The organism is Rhizobium sp. 1399 (assembly GCF_031455475.1).
Lineage (GTDB): Bacteria > Pseudomonadota > Alphaproteobacteria > Rhizobiales > Rhizobiaceae > Rhizobium.
Genome location: NZ_JAVDSU010000001.1, coordinates 146,379 through 166,796, shown reverse-complemented (window position 1 = coordinate 166,796; position 20,418 = coordinate 146,379). Strand labels below are relative to the sequence as shown.

22 protein-coding genes are annotated in these 20,418 nt (G+C 61.3%); 13 read left to right on the top strand and 9 right to left on the bottom strand.

Annotated features, from left to right (window positions below):
• Positions 1–5: 5 nt before the first annotated feature.
• Positions 6–602, bottom strand: a complete 597-nt coding sequence (locus J2X71_RS00900; RefSeq protein ID WP_310378123.1) for a DUF922 domain-containing protein — start codon at positions 600–602, stop codon at positions 6–8.
• Between the two features lie 157 nt (positions 603–759).
• On the opposite strand from J2X71_RS00900, the gene J2X71_RS00895 reads away from it, so the two are divergent.
• The 5 genes from J2X71_RS00895 (at position 760) to J2X71_RS00875 (ending at position 6,300) form a co-directional block, all read left to right on the top strand.
• A complete protein-coding gene (locus J2X71_RS00895) occupies positions 760–1,770 on the top strand; it encodes a ligase-associated DNA damage response exonuclease (RefSeq protein ID WP_310378121.1) in 1,011 nt (336 codons plus the stop codon).
• Positions 1,771–1,773: 3 nt separating this feature from the next.
• Positions 1,774–3,399, top strand: coding sequence for a cisplatin damage response ATP-dependent DNA ligase (locus J2X71_RS00890; protein ID WP_310378119.1), 1,626 nt, complete (start codon positions 1,774–1,776; stop codon positions 3,397–3,399).
• 115 nt (positions 3,400–3,514) lie between these two features.
• On the top strand, positions 3,515–4,438 hold the full coding sequence (locus J2X71_RS00885; RefSeq protein ID WP_310378118.1) for an alpha/beta fold hydrolase: 924 nt from the start codon (positions 3,515–3,517) through the stop codon (positions 4,436–4,438).
• A gap of 147 nt (positions 4,439–4,585) precedes the next feature.
• Entirely contained in the window at positions 4,586–5,398 is an 813-nt protein-coding gene (locus tag J2X71_RS00880) for a L,D-transpeptidase (protein WP_310378116.1), read from the top strand.
• Positions 5,399–5,574: 176 nt separating this feature from the next.
• Positions 5,575–6,300: a L,D-transpeptidase gene (locus tag J2X71_RS00875; protein ID WP_113323165.1), complete on the top strand. Its 726-nt coding sequence runs from the start codon at positions 5,575–5,577 to the stop codon at positions 6,298–6,300.
• A gap of 144 nt (positions 6,301–6,444) precedes the next feature.
• On the opposite strand, the gene J2X71_RS00870 is transcribed toward J2X71_RS00875, so the two are convergent.
• Positions 6,445–7,407: a LysR family transcriptional regulator gene (locus J2X71_RS00870; protein ID WP_113181947.1), complete on the bottom strand. Its 963-nt coding sequence runs from the start codon at positions 7,405–7,407 to the stop codon at positions 6,445–6,447.
• Positions 7,397–7,537 (bottom strand): hypothetical protein, encoded by a 141-nt coding sequence (locus J2X71_RS00865; RefSeq protein WP_310378113.1) that lies wholly within the window; start codon positions 7,535–7,537, stop codon positions 7,397–7,399. Before J2X71_RS00865 ends, J2X71_RS00870 begins: the two co-directional genes overlap by 11 nt.
• Between J2X71_RS00865 and J2X71_RS00860 the strand changes: the two genes are divergently transcribed.
• Positions 7,530–8,930, top strand: a complete 1,401-nt coding sequence (locus tag J2X71_RS00860; RefSeq protein ID WP_310378111.1) for an MFS transporter — start codon at positions 7,530–7,532, stop codon at positions 8,928–8,930. The two genes, J2X71_RS00865 and J2X71_RS00860, sit on opposite strands and share 8 nt — an antisense overlap.
• Before the next feature lie 62 nt (positions 8,931–8,992).
• Here the strand turns inward: J2X71_RS00860 and J2X71_RS00855 are convergent, their stop codons facing one another.
• Positions 8,993–9,469 carry a MarR family transcriptional regulator gene (locus tag J2X71_RS00855; protein ID WP_310378109.1) on the bottom strand — a complete coding sequence of 159 codons (477 nt, stop codon included), beginning with the start codon at positions 9,467–9,469 and terminating at the stop codon, positions 8,993–8,995.
• A 128-nt stretch (positions 9,470–9,597) separates the two neighbouring features.
• Here J2X71_RS00855 and J2X71_RS00850 point away from each other — a divergent pair, with 128 nt between their 5' ends.
• Complete coding sequence (locus J2X71_RS00850) at positions 9,598–10,020, top strand: organic hydroperoxide resistance protein (RefSeq protein ID WP_007818814.1); 423 nt, start codon at positions 9,598–9,600, stop codon at positions 10,018–10,020.
• Between the two features lie 54 nt (positions 10,021–10,074).
• Here the strand turns inward: J2X71_RS00850 and J2X71_RS00845 are convergent, their stop codons facing one another.
• Positions 10,075–11,373: a cytochrome c peroxidase gene (locus tag J2X71_RS00845; RefSeq protein ID WP_310378102.1), complete on the bottom strand. Its 1,299-nt coding sequence runs from the start codon at positions 11,371–11,373 to the stop codon at positions 10,075–10,077.
• A gap of 212 nt (positions 11,374–11,585) precedes the next feature.
• Here J2X71_RS00845 and J2X71_RS00840 point away from each other — a divergent pair, with 212 nt between their 5' ends.
• Positions 11,586–13,130: an acid phosphatase gene (locus tag J2X71_RS00840; RefSeq protein ID WP_310378100.1), complete on the top strand. Its 1,545-nt coding sequence runs from the start codon at positions 11,586–11,588 to the stop codon at positions 13,128–13,130.
• A 63-nt stretch (positions 13,131–13,193) separates the two neighbouring features.
• Here J2X71_RS00840 and J2X71_RS00835 read toward each other — a convergent pair whose 3' ends face one another.
• The 3 genes from J2X71_RS00835 to J2X71_RS00825 all read right to left on the bottom strand — a co-directional run bounded on the left by J2X71_RS00835 (position 13,194) and on the right by J2X71_RS00825 (position 15,119).
• Positions 13,194–14,189: an aldo/keto reductase gene (locus J2X71_RS00835; protein WP_310380016.1), complete on the bottom strand. Its 996-nt coding sequence runs from the start codon at positions 14,187–14,189 to the stop codon at positions 13,194–13,196.
• The gene (locus tag J2X71_RS00830; RefSeq protein ID WP_113323172.1) at positions 14,158–14,565 is read right to left on the bottom strand and encodes a MerR family transcriptional regulator; all 408 of its coding nucleotides are present in this window, start codon (positions 14,563–14,565) and stop codon (positions 14,158–14,160) included. Before J2X71_RS00830 ends, J2X71_RS00835 begins: the two co-directional genes overlap by 32 nt.
• 107 nt (positions 14,566–14,672) lie before the next feature.
• Positions 14,673–15,119 carry a MarR family winged helix-turn-helix transcriptional regulator gene (locus J2X71_RS00825; RefSeq protein WP_310378098.1) on the bottom strand — a complete coding sequence of 149 codons (447 nt, stop codon included), beginning with the start codon at positions 15,117–15,119 and terminating at the stop codon, positions 14,673–14,675.
• 90 nt (positions 15,120–15,209) lie between these two features.
• Here J2X71_RS00825 and J2X71_RS00820 point away from each other — a divergent pair, with 90 nt between their 5' ends.
• The 3 genes from J2X71_RS00820 (at position 15,210) to J2X71_RS00810 (ending at position 17,338) form a co-directional block, all read left to right on the top strand.
• Positions 15,210–15,953: a thioredoxin family protein gene (locus J2X71_RS00820; RefSeq protein ID WP_310378096.1), complete on the top strand. Its 744-nt coding sequence runs from the start codon at positions 15,210–15,212 to the stop codon at positions 15,951–15,953.
• Positions 15,954–15,984: 31 nt separating this feature from the next.
• Positions 15,985–16,449 carry a DUF1579 domain-containing protein gene (locus tag J2X71_RS00815; RefSeq protein WP_310378094.1) on the top strand — a complete coding sequence of 155 codons (465 nt, stop codon included), beginning with the start codon at positions 15,985–15,987 and terminating at the stop codon, positions 16,447–16,449.
• Positions 16,450–16,561: 112 nt separating this feature from the next.
• Positions 16,562–17,338, top strand: coding sequence for a VOC family protein (locus J2X71_RS00810; RefSeq protein ID WP_310378092.1), 777 nt, complete (start codon positions 16,562–16,564; stop codon positions 17,336–17,338).
• Positions 17,339–17,393: 55 nt separating this feature from the next.
• Here J2X71_RS00810 and J2X71_RS00805 read toward each other — a convergent pair whose 3' ends face one another.
• Positions 17,394–18,920, bottom strand: a complete 1,527-nt coding sequence (locus J2X71_RS00805) for an ABC-F family ATP-binding cassette domain-containing protein (RefSeq protein WP_310378091.1) — start codon at positions 18,918–18,920, stop codon at positions 17,394–17,396.
• Between the two features lie 382 nt (positions 18,921–19,302).
• Here J2X71_RS00805 and J2X71_RS00800 point away from each other — a divergent pair, with 382 nt between their 5' ends.
• Complete coding sequence (locus J2X71_RS00800) at positions 19,303–19,806, top strand: GNAT family N-acetyltransferase (protein WP_310378089.1); 504 nt, start codon at positions 19,303–19,305, stop codon at positions 19,804–19,806.
• Between the two features lie 51 nt (positions 19,807–19,857).
• Positions 19,858–20,358 (top strand): metal-dependent hydrolase, encoded by a 501-nt coding sequence (locus J2X71_RS00795; RefSeq protein ID WP_310378086.1) that lies wholly within the window; start codon positions 19,858–19,860, stop codon positions 20,356–20,358.
• Positions 20,359–20,418: the final 60 nt, after the last annotated feature.

Below are 20,418 nucleotides of genomic sequence, written 5' to 3'. Positions count from 1 at the left end.
ACCAGTCAGGGACCGTTCACCAGCTTCAGGATGAGCTGCTGGATGTTGCCACCCTCGCTCATTTCCACGCGGTCGAAATCCCGGCCGCGCTGGCGTTGCTTGTTGGAGAGCTCCCCGAGCCGCACCGTCAGTTCAGGCCTGATTTTCTTGCAGCCGGGGTCATCGGGCACGGAGAAGCCGTTGCTCAGCGTCTCGATCTCCTTGACCATCTCGATGATCGTCTCGCCATGCCAGCGCTCATGGGTGCGCACGCCGGCGATGAAGCTGTCCCAGCTTGCTTTGGTCGCCGCCGGAAGGTCGATTGGCGCTTTCGGCAGCGTGTAGATGATGGTGAGCTTCGGTTTTGCGAAAGTCAGCGTGCAGGCATTGCCCTGCTGTTCATATTTGCGCGTCCAGGTCAGCTTGAAAGTCGTATGTGCGATAACCCGACCCGGCCCAGCCTGCGGCCCGCGTTCGCCGATGGATCGGTAAAGTTCCATACCGGTGCGGCCGGTAATTGCGTAAGCCTTCACTTCCTCACTCGGCTGCCAGCCGGTTGCCGAGGCCGCGGCAGGCAGCATCAGCCCCAGCGCCGCCAATGCATATCCGAAAATAGTCCTCATACGCCTCTCATTTGCTCCTTGCTGCAGCGCGGGCGAAGCTAACGAGGCTTGTGGGCGGATGCAATGGACAGGAGGGCCGCATGGCTCGCCTTCACTGCTGAATTTGGCGCTGCGTATCCCTCTGGCGCTAAACACATTTCCCACTATCTTTGCTGTCATGAGACCAGACGCGCTGCTCTATCCCGCCCCCGAAGGGCTCTATTGCCCGGAAGGCGGCTTCTATGTCGATCCTGTGCGGCCGGTGGAGCGGGCGCTCATCACCCACGGCCATTCAGATCACGCGCGTCCAGGCCACGTGAATGTGCTCGCCACCCGCCAGACGCTCGACATCATGCGCATCCGCTACGGTGACGGCTTTTCAGCCAGCGAACAGCCGGTTGCTTTCGGGGAAGAACTTGTTGTCAACGGCGTGAAGGTGAGCTTCCATCCCGCCGGCCATGTGCTCGGTTCGGCCCAGATCGCCATCGAGAAGAATGGCACACGCATCGTCGTATCGGGCGATTACAAGCGCCGCCCGGACCCGACCTGCGATGCCTATGTGCCGGTACCCTGCGATGTCTTCATCACCGAGGCGACCTTCGGCCTGCCGGTCTTCCACCATCCCGATCCAATCGACGAGACCGGCAAGCTGCTCGCCTCACTGCGCCAGTTTCCCGAACGCACGCATCTCGTCGGCGCCTATGCGCTTGGCAAGGCGCAGCGCGTCATCCGCCTGCTGCGCGATACCGGTTATGGCGAGCCGATCTATATCCACGGCGCCATGGAACGGCTCTGCGATTATTATATCAGCCAGGGCATCGATCTTGGCGAACTGTTACCGGCCACCATCGAAAGCCGCGACAAGTCCATCTTCAAGGGCGCCGTCGTCGTCGGCCCGTCCTCCGCTTTTGCCGACCGCTGGGCCCGCCGCTTCAACGATCCGCTGCCGTCCTTCGCCTCCGGCTGGATGATGGTGCGCCAGCGCGCCAAGCAGCTCGGCGTTGAACTGCCGCTCGTCATTTCCGATCATTGCGACTGGCCGGAACTGACCGAGACGATCACCGAGCTCGCCCCGCAGGAGGTCTGGGTCACCCATGGCCGCGAGGAGGCGCTGGTCCGCTGGTGCGAGCTGCAGGGCATCAAGGCCAAGCCGCTCCATCTGGTGGGCTATGAGGATGAGGGGGATTGAAGCATGAAAGCCTTCGCCGACCTCCTGGACCGCCTGGTTCTCACCCCCAGCCGCAACGGCAAGCTGAAGCTCCTGACCGACTATTTCCGCGACACACCGGACCCCGACCGCGGCTATGGCCTTGCCGCCATTGCCGGCACGCTGGAGGTGCGCAACGTCAAGCCCGCCATGCTGCGCGATCTGGTGCTGGAGCGCATGGACGAAGTGCTGTTCCGTTATTCCTACGACTATGTCGGCGACCTCGCCGAAACCATCTCGCTGGTCTGGGACAATGAGCGCGATATCGACCGCTCCGCACTCGCCCAGCCGCGTCTTGGCGAAGTCGTCGTCAGGATGAATTCGCTCGGCCGCACCGAGGTGCGCAGCTTCGTGCGCGACCTGCTCGACCGCTTGGATTCTTCCGGCCGTTTCGCCTTCATCAAGCTCGCGACCGGGGCGCTGCGTATCGGCGTGTCCGCGCGCCTTGCCAAGCAGGCGCTCGCCGATCTCGGCGGCAAGGACGTCACCGAGATCGAAACCCTCTGGCACGGCCTGCAGCCGCCTTATGAATCGCTCTTCAAATGGCTGGAGGGCGGCGAGGAAAAGCCGGTGCTTGCAACGCCTGCCATCTTCCATTCCGTCATGCTTGCCAATCCCGTGGAGGAGGGTGATCTTGATAGTCTCGACCCCGCCAATTATGCCGCCGAGTGGAAATGGGATGGCATCCGCGTGCAGCTGTCCCGCTCCGGCGAGACGCGCAGGATCTATTCCCGTTCCGGCGATGATATCTCCGGCGCCTTTCCTGATATTCTTGAAGCGATCAGCTTTTCCGGCGTCATCGACGGCGAGCTTCTGGTCGGCGGAACGGCACGTTCGAATAATCCGACCCGCACCTTCTCCGATCTGCAGCAGCGCCTGAACCGCAAGACGGTGACGTCAAGGATGCTGGAGGAATATCCGGCTTTCATCCGCGCGTACGACATGCTTTTCGACGGCGAGCAGGACGTGCGCGGCAAGAACTATGTGGAGCGTCGCGATCGGCTCTCGGAAATCATCGACCGCGCCCCGCATGACCGCTTCGACCTCTCGCCTCTGGTGCCTTTCTCCACCTGGGAGCAGTTGGACGATCTGCGCGCCGCCCCGCCTGATGCCGTTATCGAAGGCGTGATGATCAAGCGCCGCGACAGCATCTATCAGGCCGGCCGCATGAAGGGGCCCTGGTTCAAGTGGAAGCGCAATCCCTACAATGTCGATGCGGTGCTGATGTACGCCCAGCGCGGCCACGGCAAGCGCTCCAGCTATTATTCGGATTTCACCTTCGGAGTCTGGGCGGATGACGAGGATGGCGAACAGCTCGTCCCCGTCGGCAAGGCCTATTTCGGCTTCACCGATGCTGAGCTCGAAGTGCTGGACAAGTTCGTGCGTAACAACACGACCGAGCGCTTCGGCCCGGTTAGGGCAGTGCGGGCGGATAAGGAGTTCGGCTTCGTGGTGGAGGTCGCCTTCGAGGGAATCAATCGTTCCACTCGCCACAAGTCGGGCGTCGCCATGCGCTTCCCCCGCATCGCGAGATTGCGCCCTGACAAGCCCTCCTACGAGGCCGATCGCCTGCGCACGCTCATTGCTATGATCGACACCAAGGCGGGTTGACGATATCTGCCTGCGCAACAATGACGCAGGCCCCCCGTTTTCAACAGCATGTGTATTGGCGGCAACGCTCTTCCGGTGCAGATTTTTTGAGCCGGGGAAATGATGGGTGCCGCGTATGAGCTCGCAAGAACGAAATGTCTTTTTCCGTCAACGCCGCGGCCTGCTTGCAGGCATAGCCGGCTCTCTTTTGTTGCCTAGCCTTGCGAATGCCTTCGATGTTCCCGACGTTCCGAGGCTCGCCAAGCATGACTATGCCAGTGTTCGCCATCACTTCCGCACCAAGCTGCTGCAGAAGGGGCCGGCGCCGGACAAATACGAGCCGCTGACAGCACCCGCCGATGCCAACCGGATCTTCTACCGCTCCGGCTACGGCGGCGAGCTGGAACTGACGGCCTGGGTGTCCAAATACAAGCGCGAGAGCAAGCCAAAGCCCGGCATCATCTTTCTTCACGGCGGCAATGCCATGGGCATGGGCCACTGGCAGCTCATGAAGCCCTACATGGATGCCGGTTATGTGGTGATGATGCCGTCCATGCGCGGCGAAAACGGCCAGATGGGCAATTTCTCAGGCTTCTATGACGAGGTGGACGACGTGCTCGCCGCGACCGAGCGCCTGCGCCATCTGCCGGGCGTCGATCCCGAGCGCCTCTTCATTGCCGGCCACAGCGTCGGCGGCACGCTGACCATGCTGACGGCGATGAGTACGCATCATTTTCGGGCGGCCGTGCCGATTTCAGGTAATGCGGATGCCTTCCGTTTCTTCAACCGCTATCCTGAAGACATCCGCTTCGACGATTCCAACACGCATGAATTCGAGGTGCGCACGGCGCTTTGCTACGCGCACAGCTTCAAATGCCCGGTGCGCGTGCTGCACGGCACGGAAGAGTCTCACTTCAACGACCGCGCCGATCTGCTCGTCTCGCGCGCCCGTGCGGCAGGCACGCATATTGAAGCAGATACGGTCGCCGGCAACCATACCTCGGCGCTGCCGGCCGAGATCGAACAGAGCATCCAATTCTTCCACGGTGTGGCGGCCTGATAGCCGCCCGATGCGGGTCCGGCAAGGACCTGCATCATCAGTCTTTTTCAGCTGATTTTAGCTTCGGCCACCAGCCTCGCGCCAGCCGCGAATGCCATCTTGCGAGCAGATAATGCTATCTCTGTTGTCGCTGATGAGGGTGGTTTCATGAATTTTCTGCGCCGGGCTTTCCCCTTTGCCGGGCTCGCGGCTGCCGCAATGACGCTCAGCGGCTGCAATATTCTCGTGCCCGATGTCGCAGCCGATTCGCCTGCGCGCTTTGTGCAGGAAATCTCGCCGGTCTTCTACGAGCCGCCAGGCGTCGATCCGCGCCGCGTCAAGCCGATCCCCGATCAGCCGGTGCCGCAGACGCGCGAACTCTACAAGACGCAGTTCCACCAGACTTACGGTCTGCCGGTCAGCAATCCGCTGAACCTCGACATGGGCATGTATGGCCAGTTGAAGGACGGCGACTTCACGCTGCCTGCGATCCCCGCCACTCGCATCCATCCGGAATATCTGCGCCAGGAGGTCGATTACCAGACCAACGAGCGCCCCGGCACGATCGTCGTCGATACCAAGGACCGCTTCCTCTATTTGGTCGAACCCAATGGCAGGGCGATGCGTTACGGTGTCGGTCTCGGCCGCGAAGGCTTCGCCTGGAAGGGCCGTGGCGTGATCCAGTGGAAGCAGAAGTGGCCGCGCTGGACGCCGCCGGTCGAAATGGTCTCCCGCCAGCCGGAAGTTCGTCCCTTCTCTGCGGAAAATGGCGGCATGAATCCGGGCCTTGCAAATCCCCTCGGCGCTCGCGCCATGTATATTTTCAAGAACGGCCAGGACACGCTCTATCGCATTCACGGCACGCCCGACTGGCAGTCGATCGGCAAGGCGGTTTCCTCCGGCTGCGTGCGCATGCTCAATCAGGATGTGATCGATCTCTACGACCGTGTGCCGGCCAAGTCCGAGATCGTTGTGATGTAGGGCTGCAACAGGGCAGGCGAGATCGTCTGCCTGGAGCTGGACACGTCTGCGTGATGCTATGGTTTATTTAGTATAAGCCGATAGATTTTTTCCTTGTCGATTTCGGCATTGGACGAATCAGGGGTGAGCTGCGTTTATGGCAAGCCCCGCATCACGAAGGAAATCAGTCCCGCGTCATGAGCCTCGATAAACCCCTCTCCCGTCGTAGCTTTCTTTCCTTTTCGGCTTTGACAGCGGCTTCCGCGCTGGCAGGCTGCGCCTCCACTTCGAATACGGTCGAAAATGGCGGCATGTCGATCAGCTACCGTTCGCCCTTCCGCGCGTTCCAGACGACGAGCGTGCCCGGCGAAGCAGAACTTGCCGTCATGTACGGCCCAATCGAAGACGGCGGTTTCCTCATCCCCGCCGTTCCCTATCAGCAGATCGATCCGCGCTACTATCGCCAGCAGGTCGTGGATCCGACGGGCCAGCCGCCCGGCACGATCGTCGTCGATACGCCCTCGCGCTTCCTCTATCTCGTCCAGCCCGGCGGCATGGCTATGCGCTACGGCGTCGGCATCGGCCGCGAAGGCTTCGCCTGGTCGGGTAATGGCGTGATCCAGTGGAAGCAGAAATGGCCGCGTTGGAAGCCGCCGAATGAGATGGTTGCCCGCCAGCCGGAGCTTGCGAAATACTCGATCGACCGCGGCGGCATGGAGCCCGGCCTCCTGAACCCGCTCGGTGCGCGTGCGCTCTACATCTTCTCGAATAACGAAGATACGCTCTACCGCCTGCACGGCAACCCGGAATGGCGCTCCATCGGCAAGGCGGTCTCGTCGGGCTGCGTGCGCCTGCTCAACCAGGACATCATTGACCTCTACGATCGCGTTCCCAACAAAACCCCGATCGTTGTTTGGCAGTGAGGAACGGTCGGGCGAAGCCCGAGCAATCGATCCAGTGAATCGATTGCAGTGACGAACGCCCGAAGCGCAAGCGCAGGGCCGGAGGGTGCCTCGCCCAAAACACAAAAACCGCCCAACACGGGCGGTTTTCTTTTGACTTGATAGTTACGCCGCCTCAGCGCAAATCCCAGCTCTGCACCCCGAAGCAAGCAGTGCCTTATCCGCCACCTCGACAAACAATCGCCGAAACCACGACGCTCGCTCGTCCGCCCTGTCCACCCGCCGATACAGCATCGACACCGGATCGGCCGGCAGCTCGATCGGCGGCATCGACACCTCGAGATTATGAAGCTGCGCCATACAGCGCCCCAGCGATTCCGGCACGACGGCGATCGACGGCATGGCTCTCAGCGCCGGCGGCACGGCCGAATAGCGGGGAACGGTCGCCACCACGTTGCGGCTCAGGCCCACCTTGTCGAGCGCGGCATCGACCGCCGTCGTCGCGCTGCCGAAAAAGGAGATGGCGATATGCGGCGCGGCGATGAAATCCTCGACGCTGATCGGCGGCTTCAGCTTCAACTGCTGCGGATCGTAGATGGCGATCGAGCACTGCTCGAACAACGGCATGCGGATATGCCAGGAGGCCGGTTCGCCATGAACGGAGATGCTGAATTCATACGCGCCGTCATCGAGCATCTGCGCCGCATCGCGCTTGTCGGCAGCAACCCCGACGAGCCGTGCGCCCGGCGCAAGCTGGCGCAGCCGCGCGACCAGAGGGCCGAAGAAGGCGGTTTCCAGGTTGTCGCACATGCCGACGCGAAATTCGCCCTGCCAGGTTGATGGATCGAAGCCTGTGGGCGGGCGGATGGCTCGTTCGATGCCGGAGAGCGCATCCTCGATTGCTGGAGCGATGGCGAGCGCCCGCGCCGTCGGCTGCAGGCCGCGGCCGACGCGCACGAACAACTCATCGTCCAGCGCCTCGCGCAGCCGCTTGAGAGCGGCCGAAAGTCCGGGCTGGCCGAGCAGCAGCCTTTCGGCAGCGCGGCTGACGTTGCGCTCCTGCATCAACACCGAGAAGGCGAGCAGGAGGTTCAGGTCGATTTTACGAAGGATAGCGTCATTCATCATTATCAGTAATACCTGACATGGGTACTATCAATTTGCAATAGGGTTGGAAGCTGTACATTTTCTCGTTCCCTGCCGCCGGCCAGCCTCCCGGCAAGGCGGCAGCAAAGAAGGAACTGAGATCGATGACCAATTCCCCATCTCCACGCGGAGCCGGCCTGGCGTTGCTGCTGCTCTGCGCTGCGAATTTCCTTGACGCCATGGATGTGTCCACCATCGGGGTCGCCCTGCCTGCCATACAGACCGAACTTGGTATGCCGGCAACCTCGCTTCAATGGGCCGTCAGCGCCTATGTGCTGGGTTATGGCGGATTCCTGCTGCTCGGTGGCCGTGTCGCCGACCTCTTCGGCCACCGCCGCGTTTTCCTCTGGTCGCTCGGCATCTTCGCGGCCGCCAGCATTGCCGGCGGCTTCGTGGATAGCGGGCCGACGCTGATCGCTGCCCGCCTGGTGAAGGGTATCGCCGCAGCCTTCACCGCCCCGGCGGCCCTTGCCCTGCTGCTCTCCGTCTTCGGCGAGGGCGAGAAGCGGGCCAAGGCGCTCGGCGTCTTCGCCTCCACGGGCGCCACCGGCTTCGTGCTCGGCATGGTGCTCGGCGGTGCCGCCACCCTCGTGAGCTGGCGGGCAACGCTCGTCATGGGCGCTCCGGTCGCAATCCTCACGCTGGCGATCGCTCCCTTTGTCCTGCCTCCGGATACGCGGCGCGGCGAGGGACGCAAGCATTTCGACTGGGCGGGCGCCTTGACGATCACCCCCGGCCTACTGCTCTTCGTCTTCGGCATCACCAATGCTGCCGCAGCCGGCTGGAATGACTTCTTCACCTGGGGTTCGCTCGTTGCCTCCGTGGTGCTGATCGCACTCTTCCTGATCGTCGAATCGCGCCATGCCGATCCCATGGTGCCGCTGCATATCTTCCGCAGGGCAAAACTCAGCCATGCCAATGCCATCGCCGCTTTGTTCCAGGGCGCCTATGTCGGCTTCCAGTTCATCGCCACGCTCTATTATCAGGATGTCATCGGCTGGTCCGCCTTTGCCACCGGCTTCTGTTTCGCCTTCGGCGGCGTCTGCGTCATGTTCCTGGCACCGCGTTTTGCCACTGTGGCGCAGAACCGCGGCACGACGGGCCTGATGGCTGTCGGCGTCGGCCTGCAGGCGACCAGCTACATCCTCTGGGTCGTTCTGGTCGGCCACATCGATCCGATCATCCTGGTTGCCTTGAACCAGATCCCGCTCGGCGTCGGTTATGCCATGACCTATCCGGCGATCCAGGTTGCCGCACTGTCTGATGTCGAAGAGGACAAGTCCGGCCTTGCCTCCGGCCTGCTCTTTGCCTCCTTCCAGATCGGCGGCGGCATTGTGCTTGCGGCGGCCTCCGCGATCTTCGCCGCAGCCCCGCACTTCGGCTGGGATCCATATGTCGGCGGTATCGTCTTCGTGGCGCTGCTGGCGATCCTGATCACCCTGCTTGCCGCTGTCGGCCCGAAGACCTCCACGCTTCGCCCGCAGGCCTATCAGGCAGCAGAATAATGCAAATTGCCCGCGCCGGGGTGGCGCGGGCATCTTCTTTCAGCCGATGATCAAGTCCCGGCTTATATGCTTGCGTTGAGATTTCCCCTGAGCCGGGTCAGCATGTCGCGCATGACCGCCATTTCTTCCAGCGTGCAGCCGATCGCCTCGCCGATCGAAGACATGATCGTATTGACCTCGCCCCTCATCGCCTGACCCTTCGGCGTCAGCGACACGATAACCTGCCGCTCGTCGCGGGAATCGCGGGTGCGCTTGATGAGGCCGTTCTGTTCCAGCCGTTTGAGGAGAGGGGAGAGCGTGCCGGAATCGAGATCGAGCTGCTCGCCGATCGTCTTGACTGGCAGTTCGGCCTTTTCCCATAGCACTAGCATGACGAGATATTGCGGATAGGTGAGGCCCACCTTGTCGAGTATGGGCTTATAGGCGCGGGTAAAGGCATGCGCCGTCGCATAGACCGCGAAACAGAGCTGCTTCTCCAGCCGCTTTTCCTCTTCCGGTATTTCCATCACTTTCGCAGGTCTCGCTTTCATCTCTGCCATCCCTAGAGGTCTTCATTGTCCTCTTTTCAAATTCCGAATGCAATTTGCAAAATTCACTTGCGTACAATTTAATTGGGCGTTATTAAAAACTCAACCCGAACGAACGGGGCCAACCAAAGGAGATTGTCATGCCTATTCTCTATACGACCAAAGCTTCCGCCACCGGTGGCCGCGCAGGCCGAGCCGTTTCCGAAAACGGTGTTCTCGACGTCACGCTGACCGTGCCGAAGGAACTCGGCGGCGACGGCGCAACGGGCACCAATCCCGAACAGCTCTTTGCGGCCGGTTATTCGGCCTGCTTCCTCGGTGCTTTGAAATTTGTGGCCGGCAAGGAAAAGGTCAAGATTCCCGAGGAAACCACCGTCTCCGCAACCGTTGGCATCGGCCCGCGTGAGGATGGCGGCGGCTTCGGCATCGAAGTGGCCCTGACCGTCAACATCCCGGGCGTCGACCGCGAAACTGCCGAAAAGCTCGCAGCAGCGGCACACATCGTTTGCCCCTACAGCCACGCAATGCGCACCTCGACAGAAGTTCCGGTCACGGTTGCCTGATTATTTGCAGCACCAGCGAAGAAAGGCCGGAGCGTTGCTCCGGCTTTTTTATGCTCAATGGGCTGCCTGCTGCGTTGGGTCGGGCGCCTGGTCCGCGTCGGTCAGCGTGCTCAAGAAGGCGACGATGTCGTCGATTTCCGATTCCGTCAGCGCCGGCGGGTCGCCCGGCTTGCGGCCGAAGGGCGGATCCTGGTTGAGGTTGTCCCAATAGGCTTGCGGAACATCGTCATATTTGCGGATCGTGCCGTCGGCATTTTTCGGATACCAGCGGCCGGGATCGCTGTCGCGCGTGGCGTAGAAGGAGACGACGTCACGCAGCGAATGGAAGTAGCCATTGTGGAAGAAGCTCTTCTTCAGCGCCACATTGCGCAACGTCGGCGTGCGGAACAGGCCGCAATAGTCCGGCCGGTTCCTGAAGTCGGTACGCTGAGGGCCGCAGAGGCCGAGATCGTGATAATCAGGGTCGCTGTTGGCGGGGATCGCCATGTTCCGCGGTACCGCCAGCCCCAGGAAGCCGAAGTCGGAAAATTGCGGCGGCTCGCCGTCGTTGGCGGGCTCGCTCAAATGACAGCTCGAACAGTTTCCCTTGGCCGGATCCTCGAAGAGTTCACGCCCATGCATCTCCTGCGCAGTCAGTGTCCCCTTGCCGGCAAGGAAGGCGTCATAGCGGCTGGTGTAGGGGTAGAAATCCGCGCCGCTCTGCTCGAAGGTGCTGAGAGCCTCGACCGCACCCTGGAAAGCATCCTTGGCATTACCGAATATGTCCTGGCCGAAAATCTCCCGGAAATCCTCCGCATAGACCGCCTTGCCGAGCGAGGCGACGACCTGGGCCTCATCCTTGTTGCCCATTTCGAAAGGCGAAAGCAGGGGGATCTTCGCCTGATCGTAACCGTGGTCCACGCGCCCGTCCCAGGTCAGGCCACCTGTTGGCCCGTTGTCGACGCTCTCGTCGCCTTCGTCTTCGGAATCGTAGAAATGCTCTGTGAACGAGGGTATCGCCTGCAGGTAGCGCAAGGTTGGCACGGCGCGCAGTCCCGGCTGGTCCATATCCGGCCCGCCCATTTCGATCGGCGTCGCGGAAGACGGGGCGAAGCCGTGATGCGGATCGTGGCAGGAGGCGCAGGCCTGCACGCCGGAGGCGGAAAGCGAAGTGTCGGAGAACATCTTGCGGCCGAGTTCCGTCAGCGCTTCGGCGCGGGCATAGGCTTGCGTCCGTGACATGGGGCCGGGATGCACACCGCCGGCAACGGCCGCGCTGCTTTGCCGCAGGGGCAGAATGGCAAAACCGAGCGCTGTCGCTGCCAAACCGAGCGCCAAGCCAGACCGGAGGAGCCAGATAAACCTCGTCGCCATGGCAGGGATTCCAATGGGTTAACATTGTGGGCCCTCATGATCGAACCTGACTGCAACAGATTGATGACGCGCGCGTACCGGCCGCAGCCGCAACCCGTCCGATGTCACAAAGTTGATAGATGGCGGGAATAGCGTCTCGCCTGCGCTTGGCCATTCCACGTCGGCCCGGCGCCCCCTCTAGCCACGCCCCCTTAGCCATGAGGTATCCCGCCATGACCAGACTGAATCTCCTCCGCAATCTTTCGCTGGCCGGCTCGGCCATGCTGCCGCTGGTATCAGCCGCGGCCGCCTATGCAGCACCCGCCGGTATGGACAAGATCCAGAATATCGTCGTCATCTACGCTGAAAACCGCAGTTTCGATAACCTCTATGGCAGCTTTCCGGGCGCCAACGGCCTTGCCAATGCAAGCGAAAGCCAGGCACGGCAGCTTGATCGCGACGGCGCGCCGCTCGCCGAACTGCCGCCTTCCTGGGGCGGCCTGACCGCCAAGGGTGTCACGCCCGCCATCACCGAGGCCCAGTCCGCTCACCTCGCCAACGCCGTCTTCTCGATCGACGATCCCAAGGGTTTTGCCCAGACGACAAACGTCATCACCCGCGACCTCTGGCATCGTTTTTATCAGGAGCAGATGCAGATCGACGGCGGCAAGAACGATAAGTTCGTCGCCTGGGCCGATTCCGGTGGCCTCGTCATGGGCCATTATGACGGCTCGATCCTGCCCATGTGGCAGGTCGCCAAGAAATACGTCCTTGCCGACAATTTCTTCCAGGGCGGGTTCGGCGGCTCTTTCTTCAACCACTTCCAGCTGATCTGCGCCTGCGCGCCCTATTATGCGGATGCCGCCAAGAGCCCGGCCAAGCCGACGATCGCCAAGGTCGATGCCGACGGCATTTCGCTGACCGTTGCCGACAACGGACCGAAATCCGCCCTCGAAGGTGCTCCGAAATTCGTCTCCGACGGCAACCTGACGCCGGATTTCTACGCGGTCAACACCATGCAGCCGCCTTATCAGCCGAGCGCCAACGCCCCGGCCAAGGACGGTGATGCAGCCTATGCCGATCCCTCGCAGCCGAACACCCTGCCACCGCAGCACGAGATTACCATCGGCGACCTGCTGTCGCTGAAGGGCGTCACCTGGGCATGGTATAGCGGCGCTTGGCAGGCAGCACTCGATGGCAAGAATGCCACGCCGGTGCCCAACTTCCAGTTCCACCACCAGCCCTTCAACTACTTCGCCAACTATGCGCCGGGCACGGCCGCCCGCGCCGAGCACCTGAAGGACGGCGGCCTAGGCGGCGAAGCCTTTATCAAGGATATCGACGACGGCAAGCTGCCGGCCGTTTCCTTCTACAAGCCGCAGGGCAACCTCAACGAACATGGCGGTTACGCCGATGTTTCGAGCGGCGACCAGCACCTCGCCGATCTGGTCTCGCATCTCGAAAAGAGCCCGCAATGGGAGCACATGCTGGTCATCGTCACCTATGACGAAAACGGCGGTTTCTGGGATCACGTCGCTCCGCCGAAGGCCGACCGCTGGGGCCCGGGCAACCGCATACCGGCCTTCATCATCTCGCCCTACGCCAAGGGCGGCATGGTCGATCACACCCAGTATGATACGACTTCGATCCTGCGCCTGATCACCGCCCGTTACGACCTGCCGGTGCTGCCGGGCCTGCTCACCCGCGATAAGGCGTTGGCGCTGAACAGCGAGGCGCCGATGGGCAACCTGACGGCAGCGCTTGATCTGTCGCGCTGATCGTCGCGACAACGCTATGTCTTCTCCCCACAGGTTGGGGAGAAGACTTCGACTTCCGGATGTTTATCCGTTGAGCGCCCGCATGCCGATTTCGCCGTAGCGATCTCCGACGGCGCGGGGCAGGGCCTTGGCGATTTCCTCGAGATCCTGTGGTGTAAGATCAACGCCAGCCGCTCCAAGATTCTCGTCCAGTCGCGCGCGGCGGCGGGTGCCGGGAATGGGCACGATATTTTCGCCCTGAACCATCACCCAGGCGAGAGCCAGTTGCGCCGGTGTTGCGCCCTTGCGGCGTGCAATCTCTTCGAACAGGGCGACGAGCTCGAGATTGCGCTTAAAATTGTCACCCATGAACCACGGCGAGGTCCGCCTGTAGTCATCGGGCGTGAGTTCATCGACGGATTTGATCGCGCCGGACAGGAAGCCGCGTCCGAGCGGCGAATAGGCCACAAGCCCAATCCCGAGTTCACGAAGCGTCTGCAACACGCCGTCTTCCGGATCGCGTGACCAGGGCGAATATTCGCTTTGAACGGCGGTAATGGGATGCACGGCATGTGCCCGGCGGATTGTGTCAGCGCGGGCTTCCGAGAGACCGATATGTCTGACCTTGCCGGCTTCGACGAGTTCCTTCATCGCGCCCACGGTCTCTTCAATCGGCGTATCGGGATCGACACGGTGGAGATAGTAGAGATCGATATGGTCGACGCCGAGCCGCCGTAGAGACCCTTCGCAGGATGCCTTTGCATATTCGGGCCGCCCGTTGGTCGTCTGGGCGCTGACGCCTGGTATCGCTCCAGCTGCCCGCACGATGCCGAACTTGGTTGCCAGTACCACTTGGTCACGCCGGCCCTTGATCGCCTCCGCCACGAGTTCTTCGTTGGTGTGCGGGCCATAGCTATCGGCCGTATCGAGCAGGGTTACGCCACGATCAAGCGCATGATGGATCGTGGCGATCGCCTCGCCCCTGTCGGCGGCGGTCGCGCCATAGGCCCAGTTCATACCCATGCAGCCGAGGCCGATCGATCCGACCTCAAGTCCTTGCCCGAGCCGGCGTGTCCGCATTGTTGAGTCTGTCATCTCTCATCCTTTCTTCCGCCTCTTCATAGGAGGCGATTTTGCCGTCGAGGACGCGAAGGCAGGTTTCGAGATCGGCCACATGGGCCCGGACACGCTCACGATGCTCCCTAAGCATCTCTCGACGCTCACTGAAAGTGGCTTTCCCGTTATCGGCAAGCTTCGCATAAAGGAGCATGTCGCGGATCGGCATGCCGGTCGTCTTCAGACGGCCGACAAACTCGATCCAGGAAAGGATGGAAGCGTCGTAGTCGCGTTGTCCGGATCGGTCGCGATCGGCATAGGGAAGCAGGCCGATACGCTCGTAGTAACGCAGCGTATGAGCCGACAAACCTGACCGTTTCGCGAGGTCACTGATCTTCATGAGACACCTGTTCTCGTCACAACGCCAAGGAAGCTACGGCTTCGAGTGCACTCTAAGTCAATAGGCTTTTTGTGGCTAATTTTGCGACCGCCACGGACTCTGCAGGGTCACGTTAGGTATTGCAGGTCGCGTCTCAGGTGATCGCCGTTGCCCTCAGGCAATTTGGTCTCGAGTGCCGCATGCGTGCTTTCCCAGATCGGCAGCGCCTGTTGCAGGACTGCCCGCCCGTCATCCGTCAGGCGCAGAAGACGGCCACGCCGGTCCCTCGGGTTTGGTACCACATCGACAAAGCCCTTGCGCTGCAACGGCTTTAGTGCCGCCGTCAGCGTCGTCTGATCCATGGCGAGCAGGCTTGCGACCGGTCCCATCGGTGGCGGTTCCGGCCGGTTCAGGGACATCAGCAGGGAGAACTGGCCGTTGGTGAGGCCGACGGGCCGCAGTGCATCGTCGAACAGCCTTGCGAGCGCACGGGCAGCGCGCTGCACATGCAGGCACAGGCACGTATCCCGCACCAGAAGCGTCGTAGAAAAAGGAATCGCGATCGAGTTTGACATGATCTATTTCTATTGATATCAATGTATTTAGTCAAGAAGAGGAGACTATCTGCCGGAAAATGCCGGCCGCGCCGGAGGAGGGCGTAGATCATGTTGAACAAGGTGACCCAAAATCCCGTCGTTTCCCGTGAGGAATGGCTTGAAGCCCGCCGAGCTTTGCTCTTGAGAGAGAAAGAGGCGACCCATCTCAGAGACAAAGTGAATGCCGAGCGCATGGCTTTGCCTTGGGTGAAAGTGGACAAGGACTACACGTTCGAAACGCCTCAGGGGCCGAAATCGCTCGCCGAGCTTTTCGATGGCCGCAGCCAGCTCATGGTCTATCACTTCATGTTCGGCCCCGAATGGGAGGCCGGTTGCCCCGGCTGCTCGTTCCTCGCCGATCATCTCGACGGCACGCTGCCGCATTTGAACCACCACGACGTCACTCTTGTTGCCGTCGCCCGTGCGCCGCTTGCCAAGATCGAGGCCTACAAGCAGCGCATGGGTTGGAAATTCCCGTGGGTTTCGTCCTTCGGCAGTGATTTCAACTTCGATTATCACGTATCTTTCACGCCGGAGGACCTTGCCAAAGACAAGGTCTTTTATAATTTCTCTCCGATAGCGCCCTCTGACGCCAATGACGAACTGCCCGGACTTTCGGCCTTTTACCGAAATGAGAAGGGCGAAGTGTTCCATACCTATTCGAGCTATGCCCGCGGCGCGGAGGAAATCCTCGGCACGCTGATGATCCTGGATCACGCGCCCAAGGGCCGCAACGAAGATTCGACCATGGATTTCGTGAAGCGTCACGATGAATATGAGGAAGCCCCCCAAGCCTCATCCAGCTGCCACTAGACCCAGCCACATCATCCGGAGGAGAAGGACGATGAAGACTGCAGAAGTGCTGAAGGAGCATGCTTTTCTGGAGAGAATGGTCGGTCACTGGACCGTCGCCGCTTCGGACATGACCGGCGACAAGCCTTGGGAGGAGACCGTGCGCTCCCTGCGAGGCATCTGGTTCGTTGCCGAAGGAGCCGGTGAAATGAGCGACGGCAAGCAGGCAACGACGATCCTGACCCTCGGCTACGACTCGAGCAAAAGCAAATATGTCGGCAGCTGGATCGGCTCGATGATGGACTACATGTGGATCTATGAGGGCGAGGTCGAGCCCTCGGGTAATGTTCTGTCGCTCTACACCAGGGGGCCGGCCTTCGAAGGCGACGGCCTTGCCGATTATCGCGAGCAGATCGCCTTTCTCGACGACAACGTCAGAACCTTCACATCGAGCGCCAAGGAAGCTGACGGCACCTGGAAGCAGTTCATGGAAGTCAAATATACCCGCAAGGGCTGAAATCGCCGGGGCACATCAAGAGCAATTCCAGCAAAAGTGCGAGAGCGGTTTTGCGTTCGGAATTGCGTGAAAACAAAGAGATAGAACTCAAGCGTGGACCGAGGAGAACACGATGTCCAATACGCATGGCAAGTTCATATGGTGCGAATTGATGACGCCGGATCCCGATGCGGCGGCGAAATTCTACGGCTCGGTCGTCGGCTGGACGTCGAGCAAAATGCCGGCGGCAGACCAGCCGGAATACACCATTTTCGAGGCAAACGGCGTCAGGGTCGCCGGCATGATGCCCTTTCCCGCAGAGCTGGAAGGGCAGGGCATTCCGCCGAACTGGACCGGTTATGTCGCCGTCGACAATGTCGATCAGTCAGCACGCGACTTCTCGGCAAACGGCGGTACCGTCCGCCGTCAGCCGGCGGATATTCCAGGCATAGGCCGCTTTGCTGTGGTAGCCGATCCTGATGGAGCGGTGCTCTGCATCATGACGCCACTGCCGATGGAAAATCCGCCACCGGAACTGCCCTTCGACACGCCCGGCCATGTCGGCTGGCGCGAACTCTACGCCAATGATGGCGCCAAGGCCTTCGACTTCTATTCCAAACTCTTCGGCTGGACGAAGGATCAGGACTTCGACATGGGGCCGATGGGCGTCTACCACATCTTCGCCGAGCACGGAAAACAGACCGGTGGCATGATGACCCGCCCGCCGGAAGTCGGCATGGCCTTCTGGTCCTATTATTTCACCGTGCCGACGCTTGACGCCACCATCGAGCGCGTCAACGCCGGCGGCGGCAAGGTCGTCAACGGCCCGATGGAGGTCCCCGGCGGTTGGGTCTGTCAGGCGGTGGATCCGCAAGGCGCCTATTTCTGCCTGTCGGCGGGTAAACGGTAGTCGTCGTCAATAGGGAGGGAGCACGCGCCCGCGCTCCCTCATCTTCGGGGAGGCTCTATCCAGCCCCTCCCACACTTGCAAAGAACCCTTCCGGGCTCTCCACCTCCAACAGTTTCTTGCGCTCGATCAGCCAGAAGCGGTTGCCGACGGCGCGCACGAAGCTGCGGTCGTGGGAGACGAGCAGGCAGCTTGCCTCATGCGCCATCAGCTCGCTTTCCAACGCCTCCTGCCCCTCGATGTCGAGATGGTTGGTGGGTTCGTCGAGCAGGTAGAAATTCGGCTGTGTCAGCCGCAGCACCAGCATGCCGAGCCGCGCCTTCTGGCCGCCGGAGAGCAGCTTCACCGGCTTGCCCTGCATCTCGATCGTCATGCCGGCGCCGGCAAGCAGCGAGCGTGCCCGCTGGTCGCCGACATCGAAGCGGCGGATGATCGTTTGCAGCGGTGTGTCGGCATCGCTGAGATCGGCAAGCAGTTGGTCGCCATAGCCGAGCACCAGCGAGGGCGTGGCCTTGATGCCGGCCTTTGCCGTTTCCGGCTCGGCGATTGCCGCGCGCAACATGGAGACGAGCCGCGATTTGCCGGCGCCGTTGAGGCCGAGCAGCACGATGCGGTCGCCCTGGCAGATGAACTGCTTTCCCGTGCGGAAGAGCAGCGTGCCGTCAGGCGTCGTGACCTCGGCATCCTCGAGCGTCACCAGAACCTTGGCATGCGTGCCGCGGTTGGCGAGACGGATCGCGCCTGCCGAACGCTCCAGATGAGCGGGCTTTGCGGTTTCCTCCAGCTTTTCGGCGCGGTGCTTCAACTGCTTCGTCTTGACCACCAGCAGGTCGCTGCCGGAATTGATGCCGATATTGTTGAGTTTTGCCGCCTGCTTGCGCAACTGTTCGACCGTCTTCATATCCTTCTCGTAGCGCCGCGCATCGGAGGCATCCGCCTCGTCGAGTGCCGCTCTCGCCCGACTGTAGGGCAGGGAGAAGACAGGCGATTGCTCCGGCCGCAGGAAGAGCGTTCGGTTGGTCGTCGCATCGAGGAAGGCGCGGTCGTGGCTGGAGATGATCACGGGCGTATCGCGCGGCAGTGCGTTCAGCCAGTTTTCCACCTGCGTGATCTTTTCAAGGTCGAGATGGTTGGTCGGTTCATCGAGCAGCAGCACGTCGGGCTCGTTCACTGAGGTGCGGGCAATCAGTGCCAGCCGCTGCCAGCCGCCGCTGAGCTGGCGGAGCGGCCGCTCGCGCAACTCCTCGGGCACTTCGAGCGATTCCAGCACGACATCTGCACGCCAGCTTTCGCCGTCAGCCTGGTCAGGAGGAAGCGCGAGAAGCACGGCGTCACGGAAACTGGCGTCGAGAAGTGCCGGCGGCACATTCTGCTCCACATGGCCGATGGTGAGCCCACGCGCCCTGGTGATCTCGCCTTCGGTCGGTTCCAGCGTGCCCGTCATGAGGTTGAGCAGGGTGGATTTGCCGCGGCCGTTCGCCGCCACAAGGCCGATCCGGTCGCCGGCATTGACGACGAGATTGAGCTTCGAAAACAGCGGCGCGGAGAGCACGATGCCGAGATTGCGGATATTGATGAGGGTCATGATCGTATCCTGGTCTTGCCAAGCGATCGCGCATATCCGGGGCTTCCAGCCATCAACGGAAAAGCGCGTTATGCTTGGCGGATTATGAAATGCTTGCAGCTTGAACGACGGGCATTCAGGTGCAGCAGTGCCACTAGGGGCAGACCAGGAAGAGATTTGCGAGAAACGGTCTCTGGTCAGCCCTGCAAACGCATCTGCAGGGCGTTGACTGGGCCACGCTGGCGATGATGCCGGAAATACATATTCACGCGCAGCCCTCCTTCTTTCTCGGTTGCAAGAGGGAAATACCATTGCTCGCGGTTGGAAACAAGGGATCATGATGGCAGTAAACACGCTCAGATGGTATGAAAGGCCTGCATCATCCGGGATCGGGGGACGCGGGATGATTTCCATCGCAAGGGCAGGCAGCACAGAGGATTTCGTCATCGCCGCCGGCTTCTGCGAAGCACTCGGCGCCCTGGATGTGGAACTCGGGCGTGACCATGGTATCCCCGCCGAGATCGTCATGACGCTCTTCCACAGCGAAAATCATGAAAGCCTTGCCCGGAAATATAGCTCCGACGAAGCGATGATGTTCCTGGCCAGATGGGAGGGAGCACCGGCAGGCTGCATCGCGCTCGCACCATTTGAGACTGCTGCGATGGAGATCCATAAACTCTACGTGGATCCCGCCTTTCGCGGTCGGGGCATCGGTAATGTGCTGATGCGGCGGGTGTTCGAGGAAGCAAAAAAGAGCGGTCGCCCCACTATGCTCGTCAATACCGCCGCCTATCTGAAGAGCGCGCTTTCCCTCTACGAAGCCTTCGGCTTTACCCATTGCCCGCCTTTTCACACCGTGCCAGCTGAAATCAGCCACACCGAAGTCTTCATGTCGCGGCCGCTTTGATCCCGACACAATCGCTTCTTAGCGATGTCGGATGTCACAGGGAGGCACGGCATGCTCATCGCTCATCTGCCGGCAGGCTATATTCTCGGAACTGCCGCGCGACGCAGGGCTTCGTCCATTGCGGTCATGGCGGCAGCGCTGATCGGCAGCGTCATGCCGGATTTTGACATGATCTATTTCTACGCCTCCGGCGGCCGGGTTCATCACCATGCCTATGTCACGCATTGGCCGCTCTTCTGGCTGGTCTCGGCGATCCTGATCCTGCCGCTCCTCAAATGGTTTCGTTCGGCCTGGCTCGCTGCAGGTTGCGTCTTCTTCGCCGCCGCCATGCTGCATATGGTCATGGACACGATCGCATCACCGCTCTTCTGGTTGGCACCTTTTTCCTTTCATGAATTCGAGCTGGTTCGAGTCCCCGCAACCCATGCCAGCTGGATCATGAGCTTCCTGCTTCACTGGACATTCCTGCTGGAAATCTCGATCTGCCTTTCGGCCTTGGCACTCTTCCTGATGCGCCGCCGACGCACCGAAGCTGGTCGATCTGCGGTCTGACCACAGGGAGGATGGCGCGCAGGTCAGCGGTTATCGCAAAGGCTGGAACGCCCTGATCGT

Bases quoted from the DNA above. Each gene is read 5' to 3' on its own strand.
- J2X71_RS00900 (WP_310378123.1), bottom strand. From the start codon at position 602: ATGAGGACTATTTTCGGATATGCATTGGCGGCGCTGGGGCTGATGCTG.
- J2X71_RS00895 (WP_310378121.1), top strand. From the start codon at position 760: ATGAGACCAGACGCGCTGCTCTATCCCGCCCCCGAAGGGCTCTATTGC.
- J2X71_RS00890 (WP_310378119.1), top strand. From the start codon at position 1,774: ATGAAAGCCTTCGCCGACCTCCTGGACCGCCTGGTTCTCACCCCCAGC.
- J2X71_RS00885 (WP_310378118.1), top strand. From the start codon at position 3,515: ATGAGCTCGCAAGAACGAAATGTCTTTTTCCGTCAACGCCGCGGCCTG.
- J2X71_RS00880 (WP_310378116.1), top strand. From the start codon at position 4,586: ATGAATTTTCTGCGCCGGGCTTTCCCCTTTGCCGGGCTCGCGGCTGCC.
- J2X71_RS00875 (WP_113323165.1), top strand. From the start codon at position 5,575: ATGAGCCTCGATAAACCCCTCTCCCGTCGTAGCTTTCTTTCCTTTTCG.
- J2X71_RS00870 (WP_113181947.1), bottom strand. From the start codon at position 7,407: ATGATGAATGACGCTATCCTTCGTAAAATCGACCTGAACCTCCTGCTC.
- J2X71_RS00860 (WP_310378111.1), top strand. From the start codon at position 7,530: ATGACCAATTCCCCATCTCCACGCGGAGCCGGCCTGGCGTTGCTGCTG.
- J2X71_RS00855 (WP_310378109.1), bottom strand. From the start codon at position 9,469: ATGGCAGAGATGAAAGCGAGACCTGCGAAAGTGATGGAAATACCGGAA.
- J2X71_RS00850 (WP_007818814.1), top strand. From the start codon at position 9,598: ATGCCTATTCTCTATACGACCAAAGCTTCCGCCACCGGTGGCCGCGCA.
- J2X71_RS00845 (WP_310378102.1), bottom strand. From the start codon at position 11,373: ATGGCGACGAGGTTTATCTGGCTCCTCCGGTCTGGCTTGGCGCTCGGT.
- J2X71_RS00840 (WP_310378100.1), top strand. From the start codon at position 11,586: ATGACCAGACTGAATCTCCTCCGCAATCTTTCGCTGGCCGGCTCGGCC.
- J2X71_RS00835 (WP_310380016.1), bottom strand. From the start codon at position 14,189: ATGCGGACACGCCGGCTCGGGCAAGGACTTGAGGTCGGATCGATCGGC.
- J2X71_RS00830 (WP_113323172.1), bottom strand. From the start codon at position 14,565: ATGAAGATCAGTGACCTCGCGAAACGGTCAGGTTTGTCGGCTCATACG.
- J2X71_RS00825 (WP_310378098.1), bottom strand. From the start codon at position 15,119: ATGTCAAACTCGATCGCGATTCCTTTTTCTACGACGCTTCTGGTGCGG.
- J2X71_RS00820 (WP_310378096.1), top strand. From the start codon at position 15,210: ATGTTGAACAAGGTGACCCAAAATCCCGTCGTTTCCCGTGAGGAATGG.
- J2X71_RS00815 (WP_310378094.1), top strand. From the start codon at position 15,985: ATGAAGACTGCAGAAGTGCTGAAGGAGCATGCTTTTCTGGAGAGAATG.
- J2X71_RS00810 (WP_310378092.1), top strand. From the start codon at position 16,562: ATGTCCAATACGCATGGCAAGTTCATATGGTGCGAATTGATGACGCCG.
- J2X71_RS00805 (WP_310378091.1), bottom strand. From the start codon at position 18,920: ATGACCCTCATCAATATCCGCAATCTCGGCATCGTGCTCTCCGCGCCG.
- J2X71_RS00800 (WP_310378089.1), top strand. From the start codon at position 19,303: ATGATTTCCATCGCAAGGGCAGGCAGCACAGAGGATTTCGTCATCGCC.
- J2X71_RS00795 (WP_310378086.1), top strand. From the start codon at position 19,858: ATGCTCATCGCTCATCTGCCGGCAGGCTATATTCTCGGAACTGCCGCG.